The organism is Arthrobacter echini (assembly GCF_008107445.1).
GTDB lineage: Bacteria > Actinomycetota > Actinomycetes > Actinomycetales > Micrococcaceae > Arthrobacter_D > Arthrobacter_D echini_A.
Window position 1 is genome coordinate 1 of record NZ_VSLD01000018.1, and the last position, 7,666, is coordinate 7,666.

A 7,666-nucleotide genomic window follows, 5' to 3' on the forward strand; every position below is an offset into this window, starting at 1 on the left:
CCTTCAACGCCCAATTCAGAAGGGAACAACTCACCGGGGAAATCCTGGACACCATGGCCGAAGCCCGGTACCTCGCCCAGGAATGGAAGGACATCTACAATCATGAACGGCCCCACGGATCCCTCGATGGAATGACACCCTCGACCTACTGGAAACGCTGGACCGCAGACAACCAACTAGCTATCGCATAGCCACTGGACTGCTAACGGGGACCCAACCACAGGCAATACGTAGTCGCTGGGGATCCAAGGGCTAGGAATTCACAGCTATGCGTGTCGGCGCTGAGGACGCCAGAAGCTACGGGCTTTCGCTCAAGGACCGTGGTGCCGATCGGGTGATGTGCCCGAAACGGTGACTGCTCGATGATGTGAGAGCTGCTGGTGACCCGAAAGCTGCTGAATCGTATTGCGTCAGCGGATCCGGTGGCGGCCACCGCCTGCTACGTAAGAGGGAGGGTCGCGGGTGCGCTTCGATGAGTTGATCCTCGCTGAGCACGAGTACCCCCATGGTGTGTGTGAGAGCAGGCAGGAGTGGTTGCTGTTCTACTCCCGCGGTGTGTCGGTGGAGAGGATTACTGCCTGGTGCAGGGCCGATACGGCCATGGTGCGTAGGACCGTCCGTCGGGAAGCGGCCCGGAATCCTGGCTGGTTCGCCCGTCGCTGGTTCGTCCACGACCAGCCGGCACCAGCTAACCACCAGCAGCGGGGGAGGTGGAGCCGGGACCAGGTGTGGTGGGAGCACTACACCGAGCTCGTTGCCTATGTTGGTGCCCATGGTGGGTTACCGGCGCAGAACGACAGCACGGTGGCGCGGGTGTTGTACCGGTGGATTGAGAATCAGCGCCGGGTGTTCGATGCAGGCAACCTCGCCGCTGAGAAGATCGTCGCCTTGGACACGGTGGGGGAGTGGGTCGGTACCCGCAAAGGCAACCCGGAGGAGCTGTGGGAGCGACGCCTCGAGGAGTTACGGCTGTTCCGGGCCGAGCGGGGCCGGTTTCCCCGCCACGAGAAGGCCCGGTATCCGGAGGAGAAGATCTTGGCGGTGTGGCTCGGCCGGCAACGCACCTGGCACCGCAAAGGCAGGCTCCGCCCCGACAGGCTCCAACGCCTGAACCAGGTCGTGCCTGGCTGGAACGAGGTGGTTTTGGGAAGAGCGCGGTCAGTAGAACGTTGATGAGTGAGCCGGCTGTGCGGCAGGTGCCTGGTCCTGACCCTGGGGGTGTTAGTGGGCTTCGTTGTAGGCGTCGACGATGGATTGGGAGACCCGGCCCCTCGAGCTGGTGGTGTGCCCGTTGTCCTTGGCCCATTGGCGGATCCGCTGCGTTTCCTCGCGCTTGGCTTTATCTAATGCTGTCCCGGAGGAGGCGGGGGATTTACTGCCCTGCCCGCGCCGGCCGCTGGCTTTCCGGCCTTTGTCCGCGTATTCGGTGAGGGTGGTACGGAGTTTGTCCGCGTTCTCGGTGGTCAGGTCGATCTCGTACTCGGTGCCATCGACACCGAAACGGATGGTTTCCTGGGCCACGTCACCGGTGAGGTCATCGACCAATTCGATCTGTACACGCTGTGCCATAGTTTCTGTCACTCCTGAAATCGTTGTCGGGTATTTTGGCCCCATTACCTTCAGCCTATCGCGATATCAATGTGTGGCGCACACCACGCAATACGCAAGAATGATCGGCCGCTACTCGGGTTCGCTTGTTCGCGCATATGTACGAGAGCGTGAGGAGACGATTCGTGAGCAATGCGACGCACCACGGGGGAATCCGCCGTGGCCTTATTGGTCGGCGCCGTCCAGTGCGAGGAGTGTGCGGGCGCGCTGGTATTTCGTGGCGAGTCGTGCCCGGGTGGGAGCATCAAGTTGTCCGAGGCGTTCGGGGTTGGTGTTGTCGTCGAGGTCGGCTTTCTTCACGATGCACGCCAGCGCGTTGGCCCTGACCCGGGTGAAGTATTCCTCGACCGTTTCGCTGTGGCGTTTGGTCATCGCGTCGACGCCGGCGAGGACCGGTTCGGGGAAGCCCAGGGCGCGGAGCTGCTCGATCGTGACGCTGGCGTCCTCGACGACGTCGTGCAGCCACCCTACGGCCTCAGCCTGCTCCGCCAGGTGGGCCGGGGCGGCGTGCCGGGCGGCGGCGGCGACCCGTGCCGGGTGCGTGATGTAGGGGGCGCCGGCCTTATCTGTCTGCTCGTCATGGGCGGTCGCAGCGATGATGTTCGCGGGCGTGGCTATATCCTTCACGGTTCCTCCTGGGCCGGGGCACACGTGCACTGTCCAAGATGTCCTGGATGTTCGTGGCGGTTTCGGGGCTCTCTTGTGACTGTATCGGGCAGCAAATGCGGGACGCCCACCACCGGCTGCCCATGGATGGCTTGTGGGCTGCAACGTGCATGGCGCGCCAGAACGGAATCCGCGGAATCCGCGGGTCAGTTACGAGGTAACGACTGATTCGCCAACGACATTGTTGGTCCTTGCTAGTTCGTCAGGGCTGGCTCGGCGTGCTGTTTAGGCGAGGTGGTCGAGTCCAGCGTGAGCTTTGTTGTAGTCGGCGGTGATGTTGGCGGGGATGCGGCCGCGGTTGCCGAGACTGTGTCCTTGCCGTCGAGCCCATTCTCGAATGGCGCCAGGATCAGAGTTTGGTTCTGCACCTGTCTTCATTTTGCGCGCTGATGGTGACCGGGTAGGGGCGTGTTGCTGAACGGGCGTGTGGGCTCGCTCGCGTACTTCCGATGCGGCCCGGGACGCCGTGATGTGGGGTGGATGATCGAGGCGGGACACGTGCGCGGTCGGTATTTTGTTGGTGGCAAGGTCGGCGAGGTGGCTGTGGTGGCTGAACACAATAATCTGCCACTTGTCGGCGAGCTCGGCCATGACTTGCAGGGCGGCTGTCGCTCGGGCGTCGTCGAAGGTCATGAGGATGTCGTCGAGGACGACGGGGAGGGTAGGTGCTCCTTCGTTCGCTCGTTCGGCTTGCAGGGAGGCGATACCAGCAAGGCGGAGGGCGAGGTACACCTGGTCGGCGGTGCCTTCCGACAGGTCTTGTGGCCCGTGGCGCTCTTCGTCTGCCCCAATGATTTCGAGGCTTCGGCCGGTGGGGAGGTCTCGGGCAGCGAATGCGACATAGCGCCCGCCGGTGAGGCGTTCGAGGAAGGTTCCTGCCCCATCGAGCAGTGGTGAGGCATGTTTGCGTTCGTAGGCGTCAAGTTCGCGCTCGAGCACGGTTGCTTGAATATGCGCCACGAGGAACTGTTCGGCGTAGTCGGCGACGGCCGCGAGTGACTCTTGTGCGCGTGCGTGCTGTTCTGCTGCACCGGGCGCATTGATGAGCTTCCGCTCGTATTCCATGGCGGTGGCGTTCGCGGCGATGCTCTCGCGAAGAGCTTCTTCCGCTTCGGTCACCTTGGTGTGGGCGGCGTCGACAGCTGCGTGGAGAACTTCGTCGAGTTCCTCAATGGTGTCGTCGGCCTGGTGGTCGTGCAGCGCGGTCCTGACAAGCGCCCGCCGTGCAGCGATCTCTGTTGCCAACTTCTGACTTTCCTTGGTCCGGCTCGCCGCCTCGTTGAGGGCGTCCAAGGTCTTCAGCCCGACGTCGGACAGAAGAGCCTGCAGCTCGTCGTGCGCTAGCGTCCGGATGCCCTGCTGTTTCTCGATAACAGCAGTCAGCTTCCCCGCCTCGCTGTCGAGTCGTTTCGCTTCGTCGCGGGCAGCACGTGCAGCCTCGAATCGAGTGGATAGCGTCGCGATCGCATCTTCGGGTGGATTGGCCACGACGTTGTGGCGTTGAGCGAGATGGGCGACTGCCTGTGCCCACTCTTCGTGGAGGTCTCTCGCGTCGTTGCCGGTTTGGCGGTGGTCTTCGGCCTTGTCTCGGCTCTCCTGGGCTGAATGAAGGATGTCGCGCCGTCGTGACCACGCCGCACTGCTGAGGTCGTCGGGAAGGTTGCAGGTGCGCAGTAGGTCCCGCCAAGCGCGGTGAACGTTCTCGAGTTCGGTCGCGGCCGTGTCGCGTTCGGTGAGCGCGTCGGCGTTCTGCAGAGCCAGCTGGCGCCTTATCGCTCGTGTCTCTCGAGCCTTGTCGTCTTCCTGGAGCAACATCTCAGCCGTTTCTAGGAGTGCGTCCAGATTGAAGTCGGGACGGGATCGTTCCGCCGTCGCGAGTACTTTGCGGAGGGACGTAGCTTGACCCGTGACCTGCTCGCCGAGCGAGGCTGCAAGGTCTCTTGCTTCAACCATTTCTTCTTCGGCTTCGCGTGCGTCGATGAGGTGCTGGTGGACCAGAAGCGCGGTGTCGGGTTCTGGTGCCGTGGCCCCCAACGCCGACCACATGAGGTGCCATGCGCCCTCGGCAACTGCAACCGCCTCGGACCGATTGGCGAGAAGACCGGTGGTTTCATCGAGATCGGCCCGGTGGAGCGCAATTCGTGTCGTCACCTCGGCAAGACGCGCAGCATCATCGGCATAACGGCGGAGCGCGTCGGCCATATCGTCCGCCTGTGCGATGGTGCCCTGGAGGTGCGTGCGAAGCGCAGGGACATCTTCTGGTGTCCGCCCGTCCTCCAGATCCGAGAAGACCTGAGTTACAGCATGGTCGCGTTCGGAGCGAACGTTCTGCAGCGCCCGCTCATCGGGAACACCCTCGACCGTCACCCCACCGAGTTCTTCTTCGGCCGACGCAAGTGTCTGCTGAATCCCTTCGAGCCGTCTTGCGGTATCGGTTTCGTCCGAACGCGTAGATTTCAAGCGTTCCGATGCGCTGCGGAGAGCTTTCTCGGATGGGATGGAAGCCGGCGTTCCGAACCCGACGGGCAGGCCTGCTCTTCTCAAGGCTTCATCTCGACGTCGTCCCGCCTCCGCCTTCTTGGTAAAAGCGTCCCGCTGCCGGTTCGTCGCCGACCCGTCGGCGTGAATAGCGTTGACGGCTTCGCGAACCGCCTGAGCGGCCTCCATAGGAATACCCGTATCCGCAGCCTCTGCGTCACGGAGCCGTTTTCCGCCCTCCCTCACCGCTTGCTCCTTGACCGTATGCTTCTTGTTCGCCTCGTCCAGGCCGGCACCCAGCGCGTCCAAGTGGTTCACCCGTTCGGCGGGGACGTGAAGGTCCGCGATGAGTTGCGTTAACGTTCGTTCCGTCGGGCCCGTGATGTCCTGCAGTTCTTTCAGGGCGACTCGGTCGAGATGCTCCGCCTCGTCCAGTAGTTCGGCTGCCCGCTGTCCACCCGCAAGCTGAGCCCCCGCATTGAGATGCAACTCGCGGATCGTCTCCCCGTCGGCCAGCACCGCCTCGTCCACGACGATGTCTGCCCGGGCACTCGTCACCGATTCGAGCTCTGTCATCTTTGTCTCGAGGATGCCGTCCGCAGCTGCTGTCCGATGAAGTGCGTTAGCGTGCGTCTCGACTTGGTCTTCGGACAGGGTGGGACCGGCGGAGATGATGTCGCGCTCTTGGTTGAGGGCGTCGGCCAGATTGCGAGCGTGGGGTGCCGCGGAGAGCCGACGCTTAGCCGTTTCCTCCTCGGTTCGTGCTGCTGTGGTTCGCTGAGTCGCTCGTTCAACGTCAGCGGCTGAGCGGAGGACAGCCTCGCGCGCGGACTGGACCTGCGCACTGTTCGCCGTCGCTTGTTTCTCCGCGTCGACGGCCTGTTCGTACTGCAGGTGGGTGCTTCGCACCCGGACGGACTTGTTGCCGCGGTGGGGTTTGTAAAGATCGTCCGCAACCGAGCGAACGTTGACGAGTAGATCTCGGATTCTTCTGCCGCTGCGGGCCGCGAACACGAGTTCGGCGAGGTCGCCTTCGCCGCGGCAGAGTTGTTCGCCGCCTGTACGGAGGTCCTTGTGGGCGAGGCCAAATGAGTCTCTCCATCGGCTTCGCGTGTCTCCGGAAGCCGTCCAGGTGGGTTCGGCGTCGCCTCCAGTGTGCTCATCGGTAAGTCCTGCACTTCGCCGGACCAGGTTTACGGTTGTGTCGTTCTGGTCATCGAGTTGCACAGTTGCGCGGATGGCGAGGGCTTGACGTCCGTACAAGAATGTCTGCGGAGACGACGACGGGATGCCCCAGAGGAAGTCGGTGAGGGCGTCGAGGGCCGTTGACTTGCCGGCCTCGTTGACGCCGACGATGAGGTTCAGGCCCGGCTCGAGAGTGATGGAACGTTCCGTGAACGCGCCATACGGTTTCATGGACAACGACCGAATGCGCATCAGTTGCCTTCCCCTGCGAGACGCGCCACCAGGTCGTCGATCGCATTTTTCGCGAGCTCCTGAAGGAAAATATCGTCGTCGAGGTTTATACCCGGACCGGCTCGAAGCGATCGGCCGACTTCCGTGGCGAGGGGCTTGGCCATGTCTCGCAATTCCGCCAGCGAGGGCGCGGAATTCTGCAGCGCAACGAGCAGTTCGGGGTCCACCGACTGCTGGTCGCTTGGGGCTGTCGCGCGGGAACGGACTCGTTCAATGGTCACTCGATGGCGAGCCGCGAGGTTGGCGACGTTCTCGTAGACATCCTCCCGATGCGTTAGAGCCCCCGCCGCCTGTGTTTCGCCAGCAATTTCCACGCGAGCCACCAAAAGCCGTCTCTCTGTCGTCGTCGCAGCGTCGGCGAGTTTCTGGTCGATGTCCTCGAGGACGTCATCAAAGGTCGCGAAACCGGTAACATCCACATCGATAGTCATCCATCGGGCGACGTCCAGGGGCACGTGTCGAAGCTGCGCTCGACCGTCGGGTTCCACGTCTATGACTAAGGCTCCTTTCGCACCTGTCTCCTTGGGGTGCCGGCCTTGCAGGTTACCGGAGAAGGCAGCGACGTGATGGCCGTTGTTGATGACGCCTCCTTGGTGCACGTGCCCGAGTGCGAAGTAGTCGTACTCCGCGCGCTCGAGGTCTTCCGGCGTGCACGGAGCGTATGTCTCGTGACCCTCAGCCCCAGCTACGGCGGTGTGGAGGATACCGACATTCACCAAATTGGGAACACGCTGCGGGTACGCCCGGGCCAGATTCTGCGTCACCGCACGTGTCGCGTACCCCTGCCCGTGAATGGCGAGCCCGAGATCATCAAGGCAGACCGTCTCCGGAGCATCGGTAGAAAGAACATTAACATTCGGGGGGAGCCGCAACGTCCTCGTGATCTGACTTTCCGCGTCGTGATTCCCGGAAGCCATGAACACGGGGATTCCGTGCGCCTCTAGGACTGCCATTTGTTCGGAGAAGAACCGGCCTGTCGCGTAGTCCTGCCAGTCTCCGTCATAGGTGTCACCTGCGATGACGAGGGCCTGTGCGCCCTCGGTGACGACCATGGCCACTAAGTTTTCTAACGCCCGCCGCGACGCTAGCCGCAACTGCCGAGCGACATCCTCGTCACCGAGCCTCATCAGGCCGCGCAACGGGCTGTCTAGATGAATGTCAGCTGCGTGAACAATACGCATGTTCCCCCAAAGAGTTCTGATAGTGGCGATTCGGCCACAACGATAAGTCAGTAAATGATGATCCGACAGAGCCTACGCGGCTCTTCCCATTTGAAGGCGCAGGCAGGTGGGCGGATCGGTGCCTCAATAGGGCTCTTCATACTTGCGGTGGGAGCGCTGAGCGACACGCCGTGAGCACCTGACTCCGAAATGAGGCCGAGACCTTCCAAGATCGGCAGTGACTAAGCCGCTCAATCCGGAAGGCCTCGACAATGTCC

Annotated in this window: 6 protein-coding genes; 2 read left to right on the top strand and 4 right to left on the bottom strand. The window is 62.7% G+C overall.

The features are described 5' to 3' along the window. A partial coding sequence (locus tag FQ377_RS14505) for an integrase core domain-containing protein (RefSeq protein ID WP_148601879.1) occupies positions 1-191 on the top strand: 191 nt, incomplete at its 5' end. Positions 192-462: 271 nt separating this feature from the next. Further along, positions 463-1,173, top strand: coding sequence for a helicase associated domain-containing protein (locus tag FQ377_RS14510; RefSeq protein ID WP_136455122.1), 711 nt, complete (start codon positions 463-465; stop codon positions 1,171-1,173). A 48-nt stretch (positions 1,174-1,221) separates the two neighbouring features. On the opposite strand, the gene FQ377_RS14515 is transcribed toward FQ377_RS14510, so the two are convergent. From FQ377_RS14515 to FQ377_RS14530, 4 genes are all read right to left on the bottom strand, one after another. Next, positions 1,222-1,569 carry a histone-like nucleoid-structuring protein Lsr2 gene (locus tag FQ377_RS14515; RefSeq protein WP_136455123.1) on the bottom strand — a complete coding sequence of 116 codons (348 nt, stop codon included), beginning with the start codon at positions 1,567-1,569 and terminating at the stop codon, positions 1,222-1,224. A 204-nt stretch (positions 1,570-1,773) separates the two neighbouring features. After that, positions 1,774-2,235, bottom strand: a complete 462-nt coding sequence (locus tag FQ377_RS14520; RefSeq protein ID WP_136455125.1) for an HD domain-containing protein — start codon at positions 2,233-2,235, stop codon at positions 1,774-1,776. Between the two features lie 264 nt (positions 2,236-2,499). Continuing rightward, on the bottom strand, positions 2,500-6,189 hold the full coding sequence (locus FQ377_RS14525) for an AAA family ATPase (protein WP_148601880.1): 3,690 nt from the start codon (positions 6,187-6,189) through the stop codon (positions 2,500-2,502). Further along, positions 6,189-7,409, bottom strand: coding sequence for a metallophosphoesterase family protein (locus FQ377_RS14530; RefSeq protein ID WP_136455128.1), 1,221 nt, complete (start codon positions 7,407-7,409; stop codon positions 6,189-6,191). The genes FQ377_RS14525 and FQ377_RS14530 overlap by 1 nt, the downstream gene beginning before the upstream one ends. Positions 7,410-7,666: the final 257 nt, after the last annotated feature.

What these genes read in the sequence shown, in the direction of transcription:
- FQ377_RS14525 (WP_148601880.1), bottom strand. Translation starts at nt 6,189, where the DNA reads ATGCGCATTCGGTCGTTGTCCATGAAACCGTATGGCGCGTTCACGGAA.
- FQ377_RS14515 (WP_136455123.1), bottom strand. Translation starts at nt 1,569, where the DNA reads ATGGCACAGCGTGTACAGATCGAATTGGTCGATGACCTCACCGGTGAC.
- FQ377_RS14530 (WP_136455128.1), bottom strand. Translation starts at nt 7,409, where the DNA reads ATGCGTATTGTTCACGCAGCTGACATTCATCTAGACAGCCCGTTGCGC.